This is a genomic window from Corynebacterium kroppenstedtii DSM 44385, from assembly GCF_000023145.1.
Taxonomy (GTDB): Bacteria; Actinomycetota; Actinomycetes; order Mycobacteriales; family Mycobacteriaceae; genus Corynebacterium; species Corynebacterium kroppenstedtii.
The window spans coordinates 687,708-710,317 of record NC_012704.1 but is presented as its reverse complement, the minus strand read 5'-3'; the positions used below and the strand labels follow the sequence as shown (position 1 = coordinate 710,317).

The window sequence follows — 22,610 nt, the reverse complement described above, 5'->3', positions numbered from 1 at the left end:
CAGTTAATTAATCCTGATTAGCTGGTTCCCAGCCGAGCTCAGGCGCGACATACAAAGCGAAGGACTTAAGAATTTTCTTATTCGCTTCGACGCCGAGCTGGCTCGGAGTAGTCAGCATGAGCGTATCCGCATCGATCACGGCTGCGTCATTACGCAATTGCTCGACGAGTTTGTCCGGCTCGGCTGCGTAGGTCTTTCCAAAGGTTGCATTAACACCATCGATCACGCCAATACCGTCTTTGGATTGGCCCCCTAAGTAGAGTTTGCGGTCGTAGCCGTCGATAATCGGGAAAATAGTCCTGCTTACCGACACCCGCGGGGTCCAATCGTGGCCCGCCCGTTTCCACGCGTCGTGGTAGTGCTGCAATTGTTGCGCCTGGAGGTCCGCGAAGGCTTCGCCGGTGGCCTCAGTGAGGAGCGTGGAACTCATCAGATTAACGCCCTGTTCAGCAGCCCACTCTGCGGTTTCACGACGGCCAGCACCCCACCAGATGCGGCGATCCAAACCGGGCGACTGAGGCATAACCGGCAGACCAGCGCCCGGCCGGTACATCGCAGGATACTGATCCTCCGCGGCGGTGGCCATGGGTTCCCCGCGCACTGCACGGAGGAAGGTGTCGAAATGCTGGTGGGCAATATCGGAGCCGCGAGGATCTGTTGAGCCGGTGTACCCAAAGGACTCCCAACCGCGGTCAGCAGCTTCGGGTGATCCCCGCGACACACCGAGGGCAACGCGGCCATTACTGAGTAAATCGAGGGCAGCGGCCTCTTCTGCCAGGTAAAGCGGGTTTTCGTAGCGCATATCGATGACGCCAGTGCCCACTTCGAGATTCTTCGTCACCGCTGCCATGGCGGACAATAACGGAATGGGGCTCGCGTGCTGCGGAAGATAGTGATGCACACGAAGATATGAACCATTAACGCCTAACTCATCGGCGGCTTTCGCTAATTCGACGGCTTCTTGCAAAGCATTGCGAGCCGTGTATCCGTTGCCATCGGTCGCACGTCCCGAATAGTGGCCGAAACTCAAAGACCCAAATTTCTTCATGCTTATAGGAACACCATTGATTAGTAAGACATTCGTCATGAAGAAATGAGGGGATACATGATCCCCTCATCGTGGCGACGGTTCAGCCGCGCCCTAATCAATCAGGCGCTACTAAATCACACCCTGCGCGAGCATGGCATCCGCAACCTTCTTGAAACCGGCAATATTTGCACCGACAACGTAGTCACCAGGGACTTCATACTCATTGGCGGTGTCATTGCAGGCCCTGAAGATGTTATGCATCGTGTCACGCAAACGCTGATCGGTGTAGTTGAACGACCATGAATCACGCGACGCGTTCTGCTGCATCTCCAGCGCGGAGGTCGCCACACCACCGGCGTTAGCCGCTTTGCCAGGGGCAAAAAGTGTGTGGCGGGTATTGAAGACGTCGATCGCTTCCGGCGTGCAAGGCATATTCGCGCCCTCAGCCACATACTTGCAGCCATTGTCCGCGAGCATCTTGGCGTCTTCCTCACCCAACTCGTTCTGCGTGGCACACGGGAGCGCGACGTCGGCCTTAACTTCCCAAATGTTGCCCTTTTCGTGGAACGTCGCCTTGTCGGTTTCGTTGGCATAGTCCGACACACGGCCGCGACGCACTTCTTTGACATCTTTGAGAAGCTCGACGTCCACCCCTTCGGGAGTAGAGACATACCCCGACGAATCGGAAAACGCGACCACCGTGGCACCAAGCTCTTGTGCCTTTTCAATGGCGTAAATAGCTACGTTCCCCGAGCCAGAGACGATGACTTTGGCGCCATGGAGCCGCTCTTTGTTCGACGCCATCATTTCCTGCATGAAGTAGACGACGCCGTACCCTGTGGCTTCCGTGCGGACGAGAGATCCACCCCAGGTGAGGCCTTTACCAGTGAGAACTCCGGACTCATGACGGCCCGTGATGCGTCGATACTGACCGAAAAGGTAGCCGATTTCGCGCCCACCGACGCCGATGTCACCTGCGGGAACGTCGATGTCCTCGCCGATATGGCGTTGGAGCTCCAGCATGAACGACTGGCAGAATCTCATCACTTCATGTTCGGACTTACCTTTCGGATCAAAGTCCGAACCGCCTTTACCGCCACCGATGGGTAGGCCGGTCAAGGAATTTTTGAAGATCTGTTCAAAGCCAAGGAACTTGATAATGCCCAGGTTCACAGAGGGGTGGAGGCGGAGACCGCCCTTATATGGCCCGAGGACGGAATTAAACTGAACACGGAAACCGCGGTTGACCTGGACATTCCCTTGGTCATCAATCCACGGAACACGGAAGATAATTTGACGTTCAGGTTCAGCGAGACGTTGGATAAGGCCTTCATCTGCGTAGTGATCGTCTTTTCGGAGGACGTACTTCAGACTGCTGAGGATCTCCTGAGCGGCTTGATGAAATTCAGGCTCGCCCGGGTTCCGCTTGAGAATCTGCTGGTAATACTCATCAACTGTTTTGTCGACGTCCATGATCTCCCTTCCGGGGTTGATTTCAAACATGCGTCGATCAGTGTAGTGCACGAAATTCCAGCGACGATCGAGTTGTGACTTATCCCTCAGGGCGGACCACACCATTGGTGGAGTCTGGCCGAACCAATAGTGTGTGAATGGAGCGCGGATAGTCGTAACGGAGTGGACTATGTACCCAACAGCGAGCTTTACTTCCCGGAGTACACGGGGAATTGGCTGCTCTCGCCATAATCTTGGGCATCTAGTTTCTTCAGTGCATCCATTTCTTCATCCGATATAACGAAATCAACGTCTGCATTGCTCTGCATATGATCCGGATTGGCTGTCTTTGGCAGCGATACCGTTCCCAATTGCAGGGTGTAACGAATGCACAGTTGCGGAATACTTACGCCATATTTCTCCGCTATCTCGGCAACGTCTTTATTCTTCAGCATTTCGCCGTGAGCAATTGGCGAATAGGCTTCAACAAGTATGTCGTTAGATGCGCAGAAAGACAGCAGTTCATGGGGTGTATTTCCCACATGCACAAGCAGCTGATTAACTAATGGCTTGACCGAACAAGAATCTAAGATGTTATTGAGGTCCGACTCCAAGAAGTTCGAAACGCCGATAGCACGAATTTTCCCAGCTTGATACGCTTCCTCCAAAGCACGCCATGCTTGGCGGTTCCCCTCGGAGTAGTCGCCACCACGGAAATCATCCCACGGTTGTGGCGAATGAATGAGCATCAGATCCACATAATCCAAACCCATGGTCTCCAGGGACCCATCGATAGCCTTAACTGCTTCTTCATAATTTTTAATTTCAGCAGCTAGCTTCGTTGAGACAAATAAATCTTCTCGCGGAATATCCGCCGTCCGTATTCCTTCACCGACGCCACGCTCATTGCCATACGCTTGAGCAGTGTCAATGTTGCGGTAACCAATCTTCACGGCGTCGCGAACAGCTTGCGCCGCTTTGTCGTCGTCAATAAACCAGGTACCAAGCCCTAGTTTCGGGACCTCAACCCCACTGGCCAACGTATATTTCTCTTCTATGACGCTCATGTCGTCACCTTTCTCAAATAAATGAAACTAATACAAAGATTGGGAGCCACTTCGCGAACCACATGGTTTTCTATAACACATAAGTATGAACTGACTGAAATAACAGAAATGCCAGAGTGGCCGACAATATAGTGACAGTTAAACCGCGATTCATCTACGTTACGGTCAGGAAAAATCCTTCCCGAGTTTCGACGGTACACCGTTTGAGCCCAAGAGGGCGTGGGCTTGCTCCGTGGTTAAAGGATCGACGGGCAAGGGCGAAACACCATCACGTGCGGGTTTGAGTCCGTCAAGCATAATCCACAGATACCGTCGATACACCTCTGCAACATCATCACGTCTACTCACACCTTCTCGATCTGTGCAGGTCAACGCCACTGATACGACGGCTATCTGAATCATGACAAGATCCGTTCCGACAATGTCATGTCGGATCACCCCTGCCCGGCGAGCACGGTCAGCGAGGGAATTAATCAGCGGAGCAAGCCGATCCCGTTCGCGGTCGAAGCTCTCGGGTGACATATGGCGTCCAGAAAGCAACTGTGCCATGGCGCGGTCGTGCGTCTGGAGGACCAACGACCTCTCTAAATATGTAACAATGCCGGCCCATGGGTCGTCTTCTTCGAGTGCATCGTGAAGAATCTCTTCCAATTCGTCTACTTGTCGTTCGACGATCGCCTCCAACAGCGCTTCCTTATTTGGAAAACGGCGATAAGCAGTTCCAACCCCTACCCCGGCATGATGAGCAACATCATTAAGAGTGACGCGCAAGCCCCGCTGAGCGAATAAGTCTCGCCCCGCTTCGAGGAGCAATTCCCGATTGTGAGCAGCATCTTTTCGCAATTTGGATTGAGCCATCAGGGTAGGTTTCCTCCACTGTTTTCCCATTAAGAGCGACGGAAGATATCAGTTCGCGTGTTTTCGCCACAGCAACCATAACAAGTGGATGCACGATATCCACATCTTTGCTACGCTACGTGGTAGCGGATACTTGACATCCACTTAAGGCATCGAACCGAGCTCACACCCGACAATGACTTCGTGGAGGTGACACTACTGAGCAGCGAACCAACAACGACGATTGTCAAAGGCAAATGAAACCCTGTCGGGTAAGCAACTCGAGACCCCCAACTTTTTGCCAACAATTCCACCAAGATCCACAACGTTTTTATCGTCGTCGCGATTGTGTAAAAAGAATTTATTTTCTCAGCGAGCATTTCCGACGAGTGCTTGTCGGCGCACACTGCGATGAGCAGCTATCAAATCTGATTGGAGAATCATGACGAATTCCATCCCTACCCTAACTTTGAACAATGGTGTTGAACTCCCATCCCTGGGTTTCGGCGTTTTCCAATCCAGCCCGGAAGACACCGCACAAGCTGTAGAAACCGCGTTACGAACCGGATATCGCCATATCGACACGGCGGCCATCTATGGCAACGAACGCGAAGTTGGTGAAGGCCTCCGAAACTCCGGTGTTTCCCGCGACGAGGTCTTCCTAGAAACCAAGGTGTGGATTAACGACTTCGGCTATGACAAAACCCGCCACGCTTTCGACAAATCCGCGGGGAAATTGGGTGTTGACACAATTGACCTGTTGATTTTGCATCAATCACTGCCTTCCCACTTTGACCTCACGCTCGATGCATATCGTGGATTGGAATCCCTGTTGAAAGAGGGACGTGTGCGGGCCATCGGCGTCAGCAATTTCCTGCCCGAGCATCTCGACAAACTTGTCGAAGAGACGGAGGTAGTTCCCGCGGTTAATCAGGTGGAAATTCATCCTTATTTCCGAAACACGGAGACACTCGAGGCGGACGCCAAACATGGTGTTCTCTCACAGGCATGGTCACCGATTGGTGGAATTACGTTCTACCCGGGATGGGGAGAAGACCGGACCAGTACTCTTGATAACCCCACTCTCAAAGAAATTGGGGCGAAGTACGGTAAAACTGCGGCACAAGTTATGTTGCGGTGGCATATTGATGAGGGTCGTTCTGCAATTCCAAAGTCAGTGCATGAGTCTCGTATCAAGGAGAATTTCGACGTATTCGATTTCTCGTTAACGAAAGATGAACTGGCCACCATCGATGCGTTGGATACCGGACACCGTACTGGCCCGGCACCCACTGACATCACGATCGAAGAATATGGTGCAGATATTCCCGAAGCATAGCGTTTCATATCACCCAATTGCCTCCGAACCCCGATCGACGAGAATATCGTTATAGGACAAGGACGGTGATTGTTATGCCTCAACAAGCATGGAATAAGAAACGCGAACGGCAATACGAGCACATTAAGGATTCACTCAAGGACAAGGGCCGCTCGGAAAGTACTGCCGAAGAGATCGCAGCCCGCACGGTCAATAAAACCCGTGCGCAACAGGGTGAATCTGAACAGGCTTCATCGACGTCTGTCAATGATAATTCTCCCTCTGAGCGAGGGGGACAACGCTCCCACCAGGGCCCACAAGGACGGACGAAAGCTCAGCTCTATGAAGACGCTAAGCGCCTGAATATCGAGGGCCGATCCGACATGGATAAAAACGAACTCGAGCACGCCGTCAAGCAGGCAGAGCGTCAGAAAGACGCTAAGAAGGATTAAGCGCCCGAGAAACTAGCGGTTATTAGTTCAGCACGGAGAAGTCTAAGTGCTGAGCTAACGACACGCTGTCCGTGTAATCGACGGACACATCGACGATCGATACCCCGTCGTCGTCCATTGCTTGGGAAAACGCGGTGGAAAAGTCTTCCAGCATGTGAACCCGGTACCCTTTGGCCCCGAATGCTTCTGCGTATTTCACCGCGTCATAGTCGCCTAATTCAACGGCTGACGGGCGGCCAAATTTGTTCTCCTGTTGGAACTTGACCATGTCATACGAATTATCTCGCATAATAACGTGGACAAGATGGAGTCCTAATCGCGTCGCCGTCTCCAATTCCTGCGCTGAATAAAGGAAACCGCCATCGCCGGACACAGATACAACTGGGTGATCCCGGTTAACTAAAGCCGCTGCGATTGCCCACGGCAACGCAACGCCGAGGGTCTGCTGGCCATTAGAAAACAGCAACGTCCGGGGCTCATACGTGCGGAAATACCGCGCGAGATAAATGGAATGCGTCCCGATATCCGCCGCCACCGTTGTTTTGTCGTCGGTAATAAGCTCCCGGAGTGTAAGCACCAGCCGAGCAGGATTAACACCCGAATCACTCGTCGCCTGCTCTGCACCCTGACGCTGAGTACGAGCCAAGGCTTCAAGCCGTCGATCAATAAATGAGCGCTCAGTCTCTTCAACGTCAATCGGATCCATCACACTATTTAGCTCATGAAGTGTGCCCGAAATATCGCCGACGAGTTCTAAGGTTGGCCGGTAGTGAGTATCGACGTCGGCCTGAATGGAATCGATATGGATAATGTCGTGCTGGCCATTGAAATTCCACACACGCGGATCATATTCCACCGAATCATAACCAACAGAAATAATTAAGTCTGCCTTATTGAGCAGAACATCACCAGGTTGGTTTTTAAACAAACCAACACGCCCAAGGAAGTTATTCTCTAATTCACGAGAAATAACGCCTGCTCCTTGGAAGGTTTCAACAACAGGAAGATTCGTGGTCTTCACTAATTGGCGGAGTTCGCGGACCGCACTCTCCCCTGCCCCTCGCATTCCCACGAGCAGAACGGGCAATTTAGCGTTTTCAATGCGTTCTTTAGCCTTATCGACGAGCGCCTGCGATGCCGGCCCCAGAGGCGCCGGGTCAGGAAACTCAAGAAGAGGGGCAGATGTTTCAGACCCAGCGACGTCCGCCGGGACCATGACGGCGGCGGCACCGCGCGGCTCTTGCTGGGCTTCACGGAATGCGTTGGTGATCAGTTCCGAAACGTCATCGACACACGTCGATTCAGCAGTGAATTTGGTGATCGGTGCTAAAAAGTTCACAGCATCGAGAGACTGGTGCGTTCTCTTCAGCCTGTCTGGCAACCCTACGGTGCCCGCAATTGCAACGACGGGATCCTGCTCAGTATTTGCCGTAACAAGCCCGGTTGCCAGGTTCGTCGTCCCCGGCCCCGAGGTAACCAAAACAACCCCCGGTTTCCCGGTTAATCGGCCGATAGCCTGGGCCATAAACGTGGCATTTTGCTCATGACGACATACAATGACCTCAATATCGTCCGCGTCGACAAGAGCGTCGTACACTTCATCGATTTTGGCTCCGGGAACCCCGAAAATATACCGGACACCTTGTGCTCGAAGGGTTTGGACAATGAGCTGTGCGCTTTTCACTGAGTCACACTTTCTTATCAGGCAGGAGAAAAGATAAGGATGAGCCGTTTGCTCCACACGTCAGACTCAAGAGCCGACGTGATTAAGAGACTGCGTTGTACCGTCCGCCGATGGTACACCATCAAGCATGACCGGCTATAACTTAGAGCTAAGCAGTTCAAACCGAAAAGCAGTAGATCGACTATTCAACCGAAAATAGAAATCCTTAATCCGGCCCCTTCTAACTAAAGAAGCGTGGAATAAGAGGGATCACTTTTCGTCATAGTGAAGCAATAAAAATTTTTCTTCGGTACCCCCAATGGCCCATGATGTATTAAAGAAGGATGCACTAAAGAAAACAGCATCGAGGGATTTGCCGAAATGCTATGCATCCTAAGATCAGGGCACCGTTAGAGCACGGCGACAGTTTTCCCTCCCGATTTGCCTGCAGCCATCTCCGCGAGCCTATGCGGCACCTCTTCGAGACCAATCGTTGAGGTCACCATCGGATCAACATCGCCGTCGCGAACCAGGGCAAAGAGCTCTTCCAACATCAGCCCCAGCTCCTCAACATCACTGTCGGTTCCATGTAAGTAAGCCAGCCCGGTGGCCAGTCCAAACCATGACAGCCCGGTATCGAGCGAGTTCACTGTGCTGAAATCAGGGTCACCCGCCGTCGTCGCAATCCGACCACCAAACGCCAGCAATTGAAGCTTTTCAGTCGCTGACTCAGACCCCACTACATCAAGAACGGCATCAACGCCCCTCCCGTTCGTGATCTCCTTCACCCGATCACCGACGTCGGTAGTCCGATAATCAATAAAATCGTGAGCGCCCAAGGACCGCACACGATTTTCATGCTTTCCCGACGCGACCCCGACGACATGAGCACCTCGGTTGGCCGCAATTTGGACAGCAAAGCCACCGACACCGCCACCTGCACCGGTGTTCAGAACCGTATCACTGCTCGTCACCTGCATGCAGTTTCCGATAAATTGCCTGGTAAGCGGTCAGGCCGGCAGAAGGAACAGCAGCTGCAGACGTGCACGACACATTATCGGGAATGATCGCGGTGGCACGCGCGTCCACCGCCGCATATTCCTCAAATCCACCGCGTCGACGAATATCGTTATGGACAGCTACCCGATCACCGATCTGACAACGGCGAACATCCGGGCCGATCGCATCAACCACGCCGGCAACGTCGATTCCCAGAACAAATGGGTATGGAGCACCAGGTAACTCGTAACCAGCACGCTGGAAATCAGAGGGATTGAGCCCGCTCGCCCGAACCTTCGCCCGGATCTCCCCCGGTCCGGTCTCGGGAATGGGGAGCTCGCCGGGCGGAGAAGAAACGCGAATCAATTAAACATTGAACTTGAATTCAACAACATCACCATCTTGCATGACATAATCCTTACCTTCTTGACGGACCTTGCCATGCGCCCGGGCCTCCGCCATGGAGCCCAACTCATTCAAATCATCATACGAAACGATCTCTGCCTTAATAAATCCACGTTCAAAGTCGGAGTGAATAACGCCGGCCGCTTGAGGCGCAGTATCCCCTTGATGAATAGTCCACGCGCGCGCCTCTTTCGGGCCAGCAGTGAGGTACGTCTGCAACCCCAGCGTGGCAAAACCAGCGCGTGCCAGCTTGTTCAGACCGGGTTCATCCTGCCCCACGGATGCCAGCAGTTCCGCGGCTTCGTCGTCGTCAAGCTCCAGTAATTCAGCCTCGGTCTCGGCATCGAGGAACACCGCTTGAGCCGGAGCAACCAACTCCGTCAATTCCTTCTTCTTTGCCTCATCAGTCAGGACGGCTTCGTCCGAATTGAAAACGTAAAGGAACGGCTTTGCCGTCAACAGGTTCAATTCTTTCAACGCCGATAAGTCAACCGAATCTTTCGCGGAGAACAACGTGTGGCCATCCTCCAGCACCTTCAAGGCCTCGCCGACGGCGTCGCGTTCCGCCGCCTTGTCTTTATCCTTCTTCGCTTCCTTCTCGAGACGGGGCAGCGCTTTTTCAAGGGTCTGCAGGTCCGCCAAGATCAGCTCAGTCTCAATAACGTCAATATCGCTCGATGGATCGACCTTTCCATCAACATGCACCACGTCGTCATCCGTAAAAGCACGAACAACCTGGCAAATCGCGTCTGCCTCGCGAATGTTCGCCAGGAACTGGTTGCCCAGCCCCTCCCCTTCAGAGGCGCCTTTCACGATTCCCGCAATATCCACGAACGAGACCGTCGCCGGGATGATCTCCGCAGAATCGAACATCTCCGCCAAGCGTTTCAGGCGCGCGTCCGGTAATTCGACCAGGCCGACGTTGGGCTCGATCGTCGCGAAGGGGTAATTAGCCGCCAGCACATTGTTGCGGGTCAGGGCGTTGAAAAGGGTGGACTTTCCTACATTGGGTAGACCGACAATTCCGAGGGTAAGACTCATGCCACACATCCTACGTGCAGTAAAAATCGCCATCGATGCGGGGACCTCGACTCAGCGGGACAGCCCACCAGCGACACACTGTCGCACGTCACGCGCCATTCGTGCCGACAAAACCTCGGCGGAACGCCGTCGGGACGTCGGACACAGGGTGATAGTATTTTCACGGTCGAGCACGCCACCACCCCCGGCGTGATGCCGGCTTGCGTCCCCCACCCGTACGGACCAATCCATTTCTCCCCATCACGGCAACTCCCGTCGAGCCATGCAGATGCGCTTACTAGCCGCCTGACTCGGTTGGGTCGAAGCCTTAGCGGAAAGGCATCTTTTATATGTCTCATTCCCCCTCAGAGAGTGACGCTTCCGCTGCATCGCGCGAAACGTTCTCTTCCCGCTCAGCTTTTCTCCTGGCTGCCATCGGTTCAGCCGTCGGTCTAGGAAATATTTGGCGCTTCCCCTATGTGGCGTATTCCAATGGTGGCGGCGCGTTCCTCATTCCGTACATCATCGCGCTGCTGACTGCAGGAATCCCGCTTCTATTCCTCGACTACACCCTGGGACACCGGTTCCGCGGGTCAGCTCCCCTTGTGTTTAAGCGCATCAGCGGTTGGACCGAGCCCATTGGCTGGATCCAGGTCGGCATCGCCTTCTTCATTTCGATTTACTACGCGGCCATCATTGGGTGGGCCGGGTTGTACACCATCAAATCATTCACCCGCGCATGGGGAAGCAAACCCGACGCCTATTTCTCCGACGAGTTCCTCCATTCCGAAGCAACACAAACATTTTCGACGTCGATCGTCTGGCAAATCGCTATCGCCCTAGCTTTAGTGTGGGTAGCGACGATCATCGTGTTGGCAATGGGTGTCGACGAGGGCATCGGCAAAGTCTCTAAGTTGTTTATGCCCTTGCTCACCGTGCTGTTCCTCATCGTTGTGATCTACGCACTGTTTATGGACGGCGCGTCAAAGGGATTGGACGCACTCTTTACCCCGAACTGGTCCGCACTGACGAATACAGAAGTCTGGGTCGCAGCGTACGGGCAGATTTTCTTCTCACTATCCGTGGGATTCGGCATCATGCTGACCTATTCGTCGTACCTGAAACCACGCACCAACCTCACCGGAACCGGCCTGGTGACCGGCTTCGCGAACTCGGGGTTTGAGCTTCTGGCCGGCATCGGTGTCTTCGCCGCATTGGGCTACATGGCGACGCAAGAAGGCGTTCCCGTGGATAAGGTCGTCTCCAACGGTATTGGCCTTGCGTTCGTGGCATTCCCGACGATCATCAATTCCATGCCTGGTGGCGCCGTCTTCGGTGTCCTTTTCTTCGGTTCGCTCGCCATTGCGGGCTTCACGTCGCTCTTCTCACTGTTGGAGGTCGTTGTCTCCGCGGTGAAAGACAAGTTGAACCTTGATCGTAAGAGTGCGGCCATCGGCACCGGCGTGGTCATGGGCATTATTTCGTTGGCCCTCTTTTCCACGACGTCCGGTCTATCCACGCTGGACATCATGGATAAGTACACCAACAACGTCGGCATTGTGTGCGTCTCCTTGATCACCATCGTGTGCGTCGATTGGATTTTGCGTCGACTCGACGAATTCTCTCTGCACCTCAACGCAGTGTCGTCGTTCCAAGTGGGTAACTTCTGGCGAATCTGCGTCACCAACGTCACGCCGATCATTCTTGGCTACACGCTGATCCAGGAGCTCCAGAACCTGTTCAAGTCCAACTACGGGGATTACTCCGACCAACAGATCGATCTCTACGGATGGGGTGTTGTCGGGCTCATCGTGGTCGTCGCCTTCATGATGTCCGTTGTTCCTTGGCGCGGAAACCCGTCTCTATCCGGCCCGCCCGGTACGGACTTCGGCGTGGAGTTCAACGTGCATCAGCGCATCGTCACACCTCAGAGCCATGAAGCGCGCAAAGCTGGTTTCGCCGCCGAACAGCGCCGACGCCAACGTCGCGGTCGCGTCGAGGCGGTCTCGCTCGATGCGCAGCGTGGCGGCTCATCGAGTCAGCCTGTCACGAGTGGCAACACCGCGGATACGACGTCGACAATGAGCGACGCGAAGAACGGAAAGGATAAAGACCAATGAGTGGAACAGCAGTCATGATGATGGTCCTGTTCATGTTGGTCATCTGGGGTGGCCTAGCGACGAGCACGTACTCGCTGATGAAGCACCCCGATGAGACCTCCGGGAAGCTCGGCGACGACCCCGAAGCCACCGATGAAAAGCTCTACGATCAGGGTTATTAAAAGCAACGGTGCTTCAGAGATCACACTAATCTGACCGAATAGTGCACAATAGTCCGTGATGATGAAATCCTCTTCCGAACCAGAACCGGGGCGCGTGCCCGGTTCGCTCGCTCCCCTCAGCCAAAAACATGCGAGTCAGCTGGCCAATCGCGATAACGCCGACGATGTCATGGGCGTTCCGTATTACGCCCATGCGCCGCTCACCGAGGCAAGCCGCTCGGCGTCGATCGCCGTGAATATCAAGCGCCTAGCCTTGTGGTGTTTGCGGTTCCTCGCGATCGCCCTAGCTGCGTTTCTTCTCTGGTATGGGTTAGGACTGATCTGGAGTGCACTCCTGCCAGTGATGATCTCGATCATTGTCTGCACTTTGCTGTGGCCGCCGGTTCACTGGCTCACCAAGCACAAGGTCCCACACGCGCTGTCGGCGATTGTGGTGATCTTGGGTGCTGCAGTGATTGTGATTGGCACGCTCAGCCTCGTCACGACGAGCGTTATCGACCAGTCTGAGTCTTTGGCCCACCGCGCCTCCCACTCCTTACGGGAAACTAAAGAAGCGCTCAACGGGCCCCCGCTCAACATCAAAGACGCCCAGCTCAACCAGGCTCTTGACCAAGCCGCGGCTCACATTCAGGAGCATTCCGGCTCCCTTGTTAGCTCCGTCTTGTCAGGAGCGTCGGCTGCGTCGTCAGTCGCGGTCACCTTGGGCATTGTCCTCATGCTGACCTTCTTCTTCCTGAACGACGGCCACAAGTTTTTACCGTGGATTGACCGTCAGTTTTCTGGCTCGATCGGAACGCATCTCCACGAAATATTCGCTCGGTCATGGAAAACTCTCGGAGGGTTCATCCGTGCGCAGGCAATCATTTCCTTCCTGAACTCAGTCTTTATCGCGATTGGGCTGTCGATTCTTCATGTTCCGCTGGCTCTCGCGCTCGCTGTACTCAACTTCTTCTGCGGGTTTATCCCGATTTTCGGCGCGCTCGTTGCGGGTGCTGTGGCGGTTGTCATCGCGTTCGTCGCCAATGGGTGGATCTCGGCGCTGCTGACCGCGCTGCTCATCCTGTTGGTGCACCAAATTGAAGGCAACGTGCTCTCCCCCATCCTGCAATCGCGGGCAATGAATCTGCATCCGGTCATCATTCTGGCGTCGGTGGCCATCGGTGGGAGCGTTTACGGTGTTGTCGGAGCGTTCCTCGCCGTTCCCCTCGCGGCCGTGGGTGCTGTCCTACTCCGATACGCCAGTGAGCAGGTGGATAGTCACGTTGTTGATCCCGTGCAGCCCATCGTCGTTCTTGATCCTGAAACAAGCACAACGACGGACCACAGTTCGCTGACGGCACGGCCTGGGCCAGAGCCGGAACACTCGGACGCACGCGGTACCACATCTACTAACGACGACGGCACGGAGGAGAACAAATAATGTCACTCTTCAACCGCCGCACAAAGCACGGTCAGGACGCGGAAGACTCGGCCGCGTCGAAGGGAAGCCGCAAGGTAGCCCCGTCGACGAACGCGGACAACGCGGAGGGCCACTCTCACGACCCCAGTACGCCATTCCGCGGTGGCGAACACCACCCCGAGGTCGACCCCTCGGACGCCCCCAAGGACCGCCTCGCAGTCATTGGTGACGTCGTCTCCATCACCGCTGCTTGGTCAATACGGCTGATCCTCCTCATCGCCGGTGGCATCGTCGCATGGCGAGCAATCGGTCTGCTGTGGCGCGGCGTTCTTCCTATCTTGATCGCCCTCATTATCTGCACGCTGCTCTGGGTTCCAACGAATTGGATGCGCAAAGCGCACTTCCCCCGGTGGCTCGCGGCCTTGGTCTCTGTCTTAGGAGCCTTGGCTATCATCGTCGGACTGTTCAGCCTCATCGCGCCGAGTGCTGTCGAACAATCCTCCCAATTGGCGGATCAATCTATCAAAGGGCTGGAAAAGGTTCAGAACTACGTTCAGGGCCCGCCGCTTAATCTCAACGATCAACAGGTCAATGATTACCTGGACGAGGGAATCGACAAGATTAAATCCAGCTCGGATCAAATCATTGCGGGCGTCGTCACCGGTGTGAATAAAGCATCAGAATTAGCAGTGATGCTCGGCGTTATTCTGATGATCACCTTCTTCTTCCTGAAAGACGGCGATCGTTTCCTCCCCTGGCTTGGGAAAATTTCAGGCAAACGGGGCGAAGGCCACATCGTTGAACTCCTGCAGCGGTCCTGGAACACGCTCGGAGGATTCATCCGTGCTCAAGCGGTTGTTTCCCTCATCGACGCTTTCTTCATCGGCCTGGGGCTGATCATTCTCAACGTGCCGCTTGCTCTGCCGCTGGCCGTCATCACATTTATGGGTGGTTTCATCCCCATCGTTGGTGCGATCGTCGCGGGAGCCGTCGCCGTTCTTATTGCCCTCGTATCGAATGGACTCACGACAGCATTAATCGTGCTCGCCATCATCATCGCGGTTCAGCAACTTGAAGGAAATGTTCTCTCCCCTGTTCTGCAGTCAAAGGCGATGAATCTCCACCCGGTGATTGTTCTTCTTTCGGTCACCGTCGGCAGTAATTTGTATGGAATTATCGGTGCGTTCCTGGCTGTCCCCGTTATGGCCACCATTGCGGTGTGGTTGCGATACTTTAGTGAACTTATCGATAAAGAAGTTACGACCCGAAAGAAAGCGCTAAGCAATCGTCAATATACTGAAAATGTACGACGAGACTCCGAAACAACCCCAACAATGCCCGTTACCGGTCTGCCTACCAATAAATAGGACTTAAACGGGTACCCTAATTCCCTGTGTCAGAATATCGAACTCCTGCTGCCTCCCCGAGAACTTCTTCGGGGCGCTCCAACAGCAACGACAATCGGTTCTGGGGACTGCTCTGGTGGGCTCCCCTGGCGATCATCGCTGCCTCCATGGCGACCGGCATGCTCATCAGTTCGGCCGGTGACGGAACCCTGGGCCGGTGGTACTTCATTTTCTTCGTTGCATCGTCACTCATCACGACGCTGCTCGTCCAGGTACAAGGGCTGCTCGTCACCGTCTGTGCGCAACCCATCCTTTTCACAGTGCTCACGCCCATCTGTTCCCTCCTCGCCGGAAAGCTGAGCGGACATTCCGAGGGCGTCGGGGTGTTTTCTAAGACCTCACTGTTGGCGAACTTCTTCCCGGTTGTCCAGCACTTCTTCGTCCTCTTCTGGACGGTCGTGATCAGCGCGATCATCGCGGTTGTGCGGTGCTGGTTGTATCGACGGCAAACCGCACGCGTCACTGCACGACGTCAAACTGCCTCATCGCGGGCACCGCGGAATGGGCAACAAAAGCAACGAGCTTCTACTTCTCGTGCCCACCGGCCCCAGGAATATCGGTCTGACTCGACGAGCACGTCGGTAGATTCGGCACGCACCGATTCTCGACGGTCCTCCTCACCGTCGCGGCGTCACCAGCCACGTTCATATGAGACGAACCGCTCCTCGCGAGTGAGCAGCCGGTATGAGGATCGATATGAGGGCTCCGAAGTATCGCGTCGGCAGCATGACGCCCCTTCCCGGCCGACGCACCAAGGGGATCGCGAACGGTACCGCGATCAGTCTTCCACGTATCCGTCGAAGAAATTCACACCGCGGACTTACCGTCCCGACGACGGCACATCCTCCCTTCCACCCCGGACGACGCGGCCGCGGCACTCGCGTCGGGACTAAGTGGGCTGCGCGGACCGGGCTACAGCACCCACGTCGAAACCACAGAGAAAACCCGTGGCACTCAGCACTTTCGCACGAGCTAGCAGTTATGTCCTAGCTAGCCATTAAAGTGGGGCATATGACTGCGAAACAGGATCCGACCACGTCGGGGTCACGCACCGCTCGAGGCGGACTTACCTCCCCCGAAGCCCCGTGGCCCGTCCGCATCCTCAACCGCAAAATCGGAGACTGGATTTCGAAACTCGGTTCAGTGTGGGTAGAGGGTCAGCTCACTCAGATGAAGCAAACCCGGTACTGGACGTTCCTCACTCTCCGTGACGTCGAAGCGGAGATGTCGATCGAACTGATCGCCAAGAATCATGTCATTACGTCTCTTCCCACTCCGCTGTCGCATGGTGACCGGGTCATTGTTCTGGGGAAACCGAATTATTCCGTCAGTCGTGGCCAGCTGAAACTATCCATTACCGACATCCGCCCTGTGGGGATTGGTGAACTGCTCGCTCGCATCGAGCAACTACGTAAGCTCCTCGCTGCCGAAGGATTACTCGCGCCCGAGCGGAAAAAGCCACTCCCCGTTCTCCCCCGACGCATCGGGCTCATTACTGGCCGGGGTTCTGCCGCAGAACGCGACGTAATTTCTATCGCGCAAGAGCGATGGCCTGCGGTGAACATTCGGACACTCAATCCACCAGTCCAGGGCGCCAGCGCTGTCCCTGAAGTCAAAGAGGCGCTCACCATTCTTGATCGTGATCCCACCGTCGACGTCATCATCGTGGCGCGCGGCGGCGGTTCCGTCGAAGATCTTCTTCCTTTTTCCGACGAAAGCCTCGTTCGCCATGTCAGCACGCTGAGGACACCGATTATCAGCGCTATTGGGCACGAGACCGATAACCCTGTTCTCGACGACGTAGCCGACCTGCGGGCGGCGACTCCCACGGATGCGGCAAAACGTGTCGTGATCGATATGGCTACTGAGCTCGAGGGAATCCGTGATTGTCGGCAGCGCGGGCAGCAAGCGCTCTTCCGATGGCTGGACTATGAGCGTGATCGTCTGAATGACCTGCGCCAACGGCCCGTGATGGCTGACCCGATGACACCGATAAACCGCCACGCGGAAAATGTGGCACGCGATGCGTCGTCCATCAGGCGAAATATCACGCTCTTGCTGGAGCGAGCGAACTCCGAGATCGCTCATCTGCGCGGGCAAGTCTCAGCATTGGGCCCGTCGGCAACACTTGCTCGAGGATATTCCATCGTCCAGGTACAGCGCCCCGGTGAAGAGTCCGAAGTGGCGACCTCGATTGATCAAACTCCGCCGGGATCCCAGCTGCGGATCCGGCTCAACGACGGATCAATCGTTGCGGCCACGATGTCGACCTCGCCAGCTCAATGAGCCAACCCCACGATTATCCACACGCCACGATTAACCACACGTAATGCTTTCGAAGGAGCTATCTATGACACAGCCCGACCGCAACGATTCCGACTCATTCACCATCGGTTCCGGCGAATCCAACCCCCGCTTTAAGCCCGTCGAAGAATTATCCTATGAAGAAGCACGCCAGGAACTCATTGAAGTCGTGCGGATTCTCGAACTTGGCCAAATGAGCCTTGATGAGTCACTTTTGTACTGGGAGCGAGGCGAGGCACTGGCCCGGACCTGCGAAGACTACCTCGAGGGAGCCCGCCACCGCGTTGAGAAAGCCTTAGAAGATAGTGATTACGCCGAAGGTGAAGACGACGCTTCGGACGGGGCCGATTCCCCTGCAGACGGCTCTGGCTTTGCTTCCTGAATAGCCTTCGCCATCGTCGCGAATTCATCGGTGCTGCCGGTGCCCGATACAGCCCATCGCACGTCTTTCTTATCCACGACCCATGCCGTGCGGACGTCATCGTCGGACCCCTCAAACACATGCCACGTTGTTCCGTCGATGTCTTTGGTTCCCTTTTCTTCCCGGGCTTTACCGTCGAGCCCCTGGGCTACGTCGTCGACGGATGCGCTCGTTTGAACAAATCGGATCCAGTCTTTGTCATGGACCCACCCGACTGAGGAACCAGAATGGCCGTTGAGGTTGATTCGAAGAGCCGAATTAGGAATCCACCCCTCGGGCGACGCGGGGATGCGAACGGGATAATCGGCGGATTGCGCCTCGCTCTGTAAGAACGTGGTGTAGTCAACGCGGGTGACTTTGCCTTCTTTCGGGTTGCCCGGCTGGTAATGGCACAGGCCTGTCCCTCCGATGACGACGAACATCACGATGAGCATGACTCCGAGCGAGATAATCATGTCACGGCCGTCTTGGAAAATCCTTGGCTTCTCCACCTTTTTCGTGCGCACGCGAACGATTATGGCTGTTCATCATGGGGGATCACAAAACCACCGGTCGACGTCACCGACCAACCACCCATAACGGCCACTCACTATCGGTCCCGTCTTTGGCCCGCACCGCCCGCATAATCGTGGTCACACCAACCAACAGGGAGAACCTGTGGTCACCTCCGAAAAAGTACAAGATTCACCACATTTTGCCCCTATTTGGGAGTGAGATTAATCGGCTATTGGGCGCATAAGTGAAACAATGAAGATGATCAACCCCATCACTGAAGCCAAAACAGGAGGCATGTGCCACCCATGAGTGACCACAAACAAACACCACCGGACCGTAACCTCGCTATGGAACTGGTCCGCGTGACGGAAGCCGCCGCCCTTGCCTCGGGCAGGTGGGTCGGCCGCGGAAAGAAGAACGAAGGCGACGGAGCCGCTGTCGACGCCATGCGCCAGATGATCAACACCGTGGCAATGCGCGGTGTAGTAGTTATCGGCGAAGGTGAAAAAGACGAAGCCCCGATGCTCTTCAACGGCGAAGAGGTCGGAACAGGCGAAGGCCCCGATATCGACATCGCTGTCGACCCTGTTGATGGGACCACATTGATGGCTGAGGGCCGCCAGAACGCTATCTCGGTGCTCGCCGCAGCAGAGCGTGGAACCATGTACGACCCATCCGCCGTGTTCTACATGAAGAAAATCGCGGTCGGTGCCGAGGCCCGTGGCGTTGTTGACGTCAACGCTCCGGTCAAGGACAACATTCGCGCAGTCGCTCACGCCAAGGGTAAGAGGGCCTCGGACATTACCGTCGTCGTTTTGGATCGTCCCCGCCACGAGCACCTCATTCAGGAAATTCGCGACGCCGGAGCCAAGGTTCGTTTAATTCACGACGGTGACGTCGCTGGTGCTGTGGCAGCGGCCCAGGATCAGACCCAGAACAGCATCGACATCATGATGGGCGTCGGCGGAACCCCAGAGGGAATCATCACTGCGTGTGCCATGCGATGCATGGGCGGAGAGATTCAGGGTGTGCTGACCCCGCGTAATGATGAAGAGAAGCAGAAGGCCCTCGATGCTGGCCACGAACTGGGCAAGGTTCTCACGACAGAAGACCTTGTTCACTCACAGAACTGCTTCTTCGTTGCGACGGGCGTGACCAACGGCGATATGCTCCGCGGAGTCACCTATTCACCGCGCGGCGCGATCACGCGTTCGCTGGTCATGCGGTCAAAGTCCGGCACTGTCCGCATGATTGAGTCGCATCACCAGCTGACGAAGCTGGAAGAGTACGCCGTCGTCGATTACAGCTAGAACCCGTTTTCGGGTCGGTGCCGTGCCCGGGGGCGTCTGTCGTTCACCGGGCATCCACTCCTACACGCACACATAGGCACGTAGGACACCATGCGCTTGCCGCACACGGCGGTAATCTATGACCTACACCACTAGGTTGCGATTTTGGCACCATCGATCACACATCGTGGCTCCCGATAAGCCATACTTGAGGTGGCACGATTTTTGCCACTTTGCACATATCCTCATAGCACTTATGAAGGTGGGACTTACATAACATGAGCGATCAGGAATACCGCATCGAGCACGACACCATGGGTGAAGTCAAGGTTCCGGCCGCAGCACTGTGGCGCGCGCAAACCCAACGTGCGGTTCAGAATTTCCCAGTGTCGGGGCGCGGCCTCGAACACGCACAAATCCGCGCCATGGGCCTGCTCAAGGCCGCATGTGCGCAAGTCAATCTTGACCGTGGCCTACTTTCAGAGGAAAAAGGCAAAGCCATCATCGCTGCGGCCACCGATATTGCCGACGGCAAACACGACAAAGAATTTCCTATCGACGTCTTCCAGACCGGCTCCGGTACGTCGTCGAATATGAACACCAACGAGGTTATCGCCTCTATCTGTAAGAACAACGGTGTTGAGGTTCACCCGAATGACGACGTCAACATGGGCCAGTCCTCGAACGACACCTTCCCCACCGCAACGCACGTTGCCACGACGGAGGCTGCCGTTAAGGATCTCATTCCTGCATTGACGACGCTGCACAAGTCGCTGTCCGCCAAGGCGACCGAGTGGGAAGAGGTTGTGAAGTCCGGACGCACCCACCTGATGGACGCGGTACCGGTGACCTTGGGGCAGGAGTTCTCGGGCTACGCTCGGCAAATCGAAGCTGGCATCGAGCGCGTGAAGGCTACCCTGCCGCGCGTCGGTGAACTCCCCATCGGTGGTACGGCCGTCGGAACCGGGCTGAACACCACCGAAGATTTCGGCGACAAAGTCACCGCTGAGCTGGTGAAACTGACCGGCGTTGAGGAACTGCGTCCTTGCATTAACCACTTTGAGGCTCAGGCGAATCGCGATGGGCTCGTCGAGATGTCGGGTGCGCTGCGGAGCATCGCTGTCTCCCTCAACAAGATCGCCAACGATATCCGGTGGATGGGCTCCGGCCCGCTGACCGGCCTCGGCGAGATTCACCTTCCTGACCTCCAGCCGGGTTCGTCGATTATGCCGGGCAAGGTCAACCCAGTCATGTGTGAGACCGCTACTCAGGTTGCGTGCCAGGTGATTGGTAACGACGCCGCGATTGCTGCCGGTGGTATGCAAGGCGCGTTCGAGCTGAACGTGTTCATCCCGATGATGGCGCGCAATGTGCTTGAGTCAATCCGCCTGCTATCCAACACTGCGGTGATCTTCGCCGAAAAGATGGTGGACGGAATTGAGCCGAACGCTGAGCGCATGCGGACGCTGGCTGAGTCGTCGCCATCCATCGTCACTCCGCTCAACAGCGCGATCGGTTATGAGGCTGCCGCGAAGGTTGCCAAGACCGCGCTGAAGGAGGGCAAGACTATTCGCCAAACCGTCATTGACCTCGGTTTTGTCGATGGCGAGAAGCTCACGGAAGAGGAGCTGGATAAGCGCCTCGACGTGCTTGCCATGGCGAATACGGATCGCGATAAGTAGGCGAATGAATTGCTAGTCGGCTACTTCATCTAGTCGCCTGATGACACTGGGTCACCCCTTGAGGGTGGCCCTTTTTTATGGCCTCTTTTTATGTTCCAGAGGCTCCGTCATGACCCATGTCACAATTGAGACACTTCTGATTTCTTTCACACAATGCAGACTTTTACTGACCGCAACTTTGCACTGAGTGCAGAATTAGGTCTATGGTTGTCTCTCGTGGAAAGCAATCGTAACTACCTCGACACCGAGGGAACTCATGCGCCACGGGGTCTTCGAGAACGCAAGCGCTTAGAAACCCTGTGCGCTATCGAAGATCACGCCACTCGGCTTGTCCTCGACAAAGGCTATGACAACGTCACCATCGAGGACATCTTCGACGCAGCGAATATTTCGAAACGCACGTTCTTCAACTATGTCGACTCCAAGGAAATCGCCGTCCTCGGTCACCCTGTTGTTGACATTCCTGATGAAGAACGAAAAGAATTCCTCGCTGCCGATCCGCAACATGTGACCGTGGCCTTGGTGGACCTCATCCTCCAGACAAGTTTCGCGTCGCGCGGCCGCAGTGACGAGTTCTCAGCGCTGCTGCGTAGCCGCCGGAAGGAGATCATCCGCGATAACCCTAATATCGCAGCTCCGCTATTTGGACTGACTATCCAACGCTTCCACAACATCGTGAAACTGGTCGACGAGTTTTTCACCCTCCACCCGGAGCGTCGATCGCTTCCACAAACTGCTTTTCCGAGCACAGAGAACACAGGTGGCGTCTCTGAGGAAGCCGTCACCCTGACCATGCTGTGCCAAGACGCCGTGCGGATTGGAACGCTTCGGTGGACCAGGCAACCCGATTCCACCAATGGGCATCGTCGCCTCCGCGATTGCTGCCTGGGCGCTTTCACCCTGTTCTACGACGTTTTAGGGGCTCCTCCCCCGGAGTGTTTGGCAGACAGCACGCCGCCGAGGGCAGCGTCGGAAAGACAAAGCAGTAACAACACAAATCTGAACATCACTGACGACCACTCGACCAACGTCGACAAGAAAAATAAAAACAACAACGACGGCGACGAACGTAACGATGAGAAATGAGAGG

21 protein-coding genes are annotated in these 22,610 nt (G+C 55.5%); 12 read left to right on the top strand and 9 right to left on the bottom strand.

Annotated features, from left to right (window positions below; translation table 11 throughout):
- Window positions 1-7: 7 nt before the first annotated feature.
- The 4 genes from CKROP_RS02950 to CKROP_RS02935 form a co-directional block, all read right to left on the bottom strand.
- Window positions 8-1,048, bottom strand: coding sequence for an LLM class flavin-dependent oxidoreductase (locus tag CKROP_RS02950; RefSeq protein ID WP_012731253.1), 1,041 nt, complete (start codon window positions 1,046-1,048; stop codon window positions 8-10).
- Between the two features lie 111 nt (window positions 1,049-1,159).
- Complete coding sequence (gene gdhA / locus CKROP_RS02945) at window positions 1,160-2,503, bottom strand: NADP-specific glutamate dehydrogenase (RefSeq protein ID WP_041629182.1); 1,344 nt, start codon at window positions 2,501-2,503, stop codon at window positions 1,160-1,162.
- Between the two features lie 188 nt (window positions 2,504-2,691).
- Entirely contained in the window at window positions 2,692-3,549 is an 858-nt protein-coding gene (locus CKROP_RS02940; protein WP_012731251.1) for an aldo/keto reductase, read from the bottom strand.
- Window positions 3,550-3,714: 165 nt separating this feature from the next.
- Window positions 3,715-4,407 carry a TetR/AcrR family transcriptional regulator gene (locus CKROP_RS02935; RefSeq protein WP_012731250.1) on the bottom strand — a complete coding sequence of 231 codons (693 nt, stop codon included), beginning with the start codon at window positions 4,405-4,407 and terminating at the stop codon, window positions 3,715-3,717.
- 421 nt (window positions 4,408-4,828) lie between these two features.
- On the opposite strand from CKROP_RS02935, the gene CKROP_RS02930 reads away from it, so the two are divergent.
- Window positions 4,829-5,725, top strand: coding sequence for an aldo/keto reductase (locus tag CKROP_RS02930; protein WP_012731248.1), 897 nt, complete (start codon window positions 4,829-4,831; stop codon window positions 5,723-5,725).
- Between the two features lie 74 nt (window positions 5,726-5,799).
- Complete coding sequence (locus CKROP_RS02925) at window positions 5,800-6,156, top strand: hypothetical protein (protein WP_012731247.1); 357 nt, start codon at window positions 5,800-5,802, stop codon at window positions 6,154-6,156.
- A gap of 22 nt (window positions 6,157-6,178) precedes the next feature.
- On the opposite strand, the gene alsS is transcribed toward CKROP_RS02925, so the two are convergent.
- The 4 genes from alsS to ychF form a co-directional block, all read right to left on the bottom strand.
- Window positions 6,179-7,840: an acetolactate synthase AlsS gene (gene alsS / locus CKROP_RS02920; RefSeq protein WP_012731246.1), complete on the bottom strand. Its 1,662-nt coding sequence runs from the start codon at window positions 7,838-7,840 to the stop codon at window positions 6,179-6,181.
- A gap of 389 nt (window positions 7,841-8,229) precedes the next feature.
- Window positions 8,230-8,793 carry a zinc-binding dehydrogenase gene (locus tag CKROP_RS10600; RefSeq protein ID WP_169302949.1) on the bottom strand — a complete coding sequence of 188 codons (564 nt, stop codon included), beginning with the start codon at window positions 8,791-8,793 and terminating at the stop codon, window positions 8,230-8,232.
- Complete coding sequence (locus tag CKROP_RS10595) at window positions 8,780-9,184, bottom strand: alcohol dehydrogenase catalytic domain-containing protein (RefSeq protein WP_052292340.1); 405 nt, start codon at window positions 9,182-9,184, stop codon at window positions 8,780-8,782. Before CKROP_RS10595 ends, CKROP_RS10600 begins: the two co-directional genes overlap by 14 nt.
- Entirely contained in the window at window positions 9,185-10,264 is a 1,080-nt protein-coding gene (gene ychF, locus CKROP_RS02910) for a redox-regulated ATPase YchF (RefSeq protein ID WP_041628770.1), read from the bottom strand.
- A 329-nt stretch (window positions 10,265-10,593) separates the two neighbouring features.
- Between ychF and CKROP_RS02905 the strand changes: the two genes are divergently transcribed.
- The 7 genes from CKROP_RS02905 (at window position 10,594) to CKROP_RS02875 (ending at window position 18,015) form a co-directional block, all read left to right on the top strand.
- On the top strand, window positions 10,594-12,363 hold the full coding sequence (locus CKROP_RS02905; RefSeq protein ID WP_012731244.1) for a sodium-dependent transporter: 1,770 nt from the start codon (window positions 10,594-10,596) through the stop codon (window positions 12,361-12,363).
- On the top strand, window positions 12,360-12,524 hold the full coding sequence (metS, locus tag CKROP_RS02900; protein WP_012731243.1) for a methionine/alanine import NSS transporter subunit MetS: 165 nt from the start codon (window positions 12,360-12,362) through the stop codon (window positions 12,522-12,524). Before CKROP_RS02905 ends, metS begins: the two co-directional genes overlap by 4 nt.
- Window positions 12,525-12,582: 58 nt before the next feature.
- Window positions 12,583-13,944 carry an AI-2E family transporter gene (locus CKROP_RS02895; RefSeq protein WP_012731242.1) on the top strand — a complete coding sequence of 454 codons (1,362 nt, stop codon included), beginning with the start codon at window positions 12,583-12,585 and terminating at the stop codon, window positions 13,942-13,944.
- Window positions 13,944-15,290: an AI-2E family transporter gene (locus CKROP_RS02890; protein WP_012731241.1), complete on the top strand. Its 1,347-nt coding sequence runs from the start codon at window positions 13,944-13,946 to the stop codon at window positions 15,288-15,290. Before CKROP_RS02895 ends, CKROP_RS02890 begins: the two co-directional genes overlap by 1 nt.
- 26 nt (window positions 15,291-15,316) lie before the next feature.
- Window positions 15,317-16,222, top strand: a complete 906-nt coding sequence (locus CKROP_RS02885; protein ID WP_012731240.1) for a DUF6542 domain-containing protein — start codon at window positions 15,317-15,319, stop codon at window positions 16,220-16,222.
- A 118-nt stretch (window positions 16,223-16,340) separates the two neighbouring features.
- Window positions 16,341-17,615 (top strand): exodeoxyribonuclease VII large subunit, encoded by a 1,275-nt coding sequence (gene xseA, locus CKROP_RS02880; RefSeq protein ID WP_012731239.1) that lies wholly within the window; start codon window positions 16,341-16,343, stop codon window positions 17,613-17,615.
- 64 nt (window positions 17,616-17,679) lie between these two features.
- Window positions 17,680-18,015 carry an exodeoxyribonuclease VII small subunit gene (locus CKROP_RS02875; RefSeq protein WP_041628768.1) on the top strand — a complete coding sequence of 112 codons (336 nt, stop codon included), beginning with the start codon at window positions 17,680-17,682 and terminating at the stop codon, window positions 18,013-18,015.
- On the opposite strand, the gene CKROP_RS02870 is transcribed toward CKROP_RS02875, so the two are convergent.
- The gene (locus tag CKROP_RS02870; protein WP_012731238.1) at window positions 17,943-18,560 is read right to left on the bottom strand and encodes a DUF4245 domain-containing protein; all 618 of its coding nucleotides are present in this window, start codon (window positions 18,558-18,560) and stop codon (window positions 17,943-17,945) included. The genes CKROP_RS02875 and CKROP_RS02870 overlap by 73 nt on opposite strands.
- Window positions 18,561-18,854: 294 nt before the next feature.
- On the opposite strand from CKROP_RS02870, the gene glpX reads away from it, so the two are divergent.
- The 3 genes from glpX to CKROP_RS10590 all read left to right on the top strand — a co-directional run bounded on the left by glpX (window position 18,855) and on the right by CKROP_RS10590 (window position 22,606).
- Window positions 18,855-19,859 carry a class II fructose-bisphosphatase gene (glpX, locus tag CKROP_RS02865; RefSeq protein ID WP_012731237.1) on the top strand — a complete coding sequence of 335 codons (1,005 nt, stop codon included), beginning with the start codon at window positions 18,855-18,857 and terminating at the stop codon, window positions 19,857-19,859.
- A gap of 257 nt (window positions 19,860-20,116) precedes the next feature.
- Window positions 20,117-21,520, top strand: a complete 1,404-nt coding sequence (locus tag CKROP_RS02860) for a class II fumarate hydratase (protein ID WP_012731236.1) — start codon at window positions 20,117-20,119, stop codon at window positions 21,518-21,520.
- 216 nt (window positions 21,521-21,736) lie between these two features.
- Window positions 21,737-22,606 (top strand): TetR/AcrR family transcriptional regulator, encoded by an 870-nt coding sequence (locus tag CKROP_RS10590; protein WP_237698437.1) that lies wholly within the window; start codon window positions 21,737-21,739, stop codon window positions 22,604-22,606.
- Window positions 22,607-22,610: the final 4 nt, after the last annotated feature.